This is a genomic window from Paraburkholderia sp. BR13439 (assembly GCF_040948805.1).
GTDB classification, from domain to species: Bacteria; Pseudomonadota; Gammaproteobacteria; order Burkholderiales; family Burkholderiaceae; genus Paraburkholderia; species Paraburkholderia youngii.
In genome coordinates, this window is sequence record NZ_JBFPKN010000134.1 from 1 (window position 1) to 763 (window position 763).

Below are 763 nucleotides of genomic sequence, written 5' to 3' on the forward strand. Positions count from 1 at the left end.
TCGACAAAGGGACTGCCGATGAACCGCTCCGCGGTCAGCTCGGGCCGGTTCAGATAACCGCGCGCCACCCCCGCCCCGCCAACGTAGAGCTCCCCGACCGCGCCAAACGGAACCGGCGCACCGTGTCTGTCCAGAAGATAGACTACCGAATTTCGAATTGGTCGGCCCAGCGGCACTCGTTGCTGGTCATCGAAGCCAGCAGGCACCGGATAGCAGAGACTGAAGGTGGTGTTCTCTGTCGGGCCGTAGGCATTTGAGATCCGCAGTGTCGCATGTCGCTTCTGGCATGCTCTGACGGAAGTGACGGAGACCTCTTCGCCTCCGACCAGCAGTTGCTGCAGCCCATCAGTGCCGCGCCCCTCTGCGGTATAGGTATCGAACAACCGGGCAGTCATCCAGGCGATGGTGATGCGTTGATCTTGGATGATCTGGGCCAGCGTTACCGTCGAGAGGTAGCGTTCAGGATAGAGCACAACACTCGCACCGTTTGCTAAGGCTCCCCAGAGCTCAAACGTGGTCGCGTCGAATGTCGGCGAGGATGCGTTGAGAAAGACGTCCTGCGGCGAGATCTCGACGAAGTCGTTCCCCGCCACTAGACGCACCAGGCTCCGATGCTCAACCATGACGCCCTTGGGCGTGCCGGTGGATCCGGAGGTGTAGATCACATAGGCGAGATGGCGCGAGGTCAGGCCGAGCGCACGCGGGTCCGGATCGGAGACCGGCAGGTTCGCCCACTCCGGCGTCGCCGTCTCTAGATCGACCA

General features: G+C 62.1%; 1 protein-coding gene. It reads right to left on the reverse strand.

Annotated features, from left to right (window positions below; genetic code table 11):
* On the reverse strand, window positions 1–763 hold a 763-nt coding region (locus tag AB3X96_RS42545), incomplete at both ends, for an AMP-binding protein (RefSeq protein WP_368594420.1).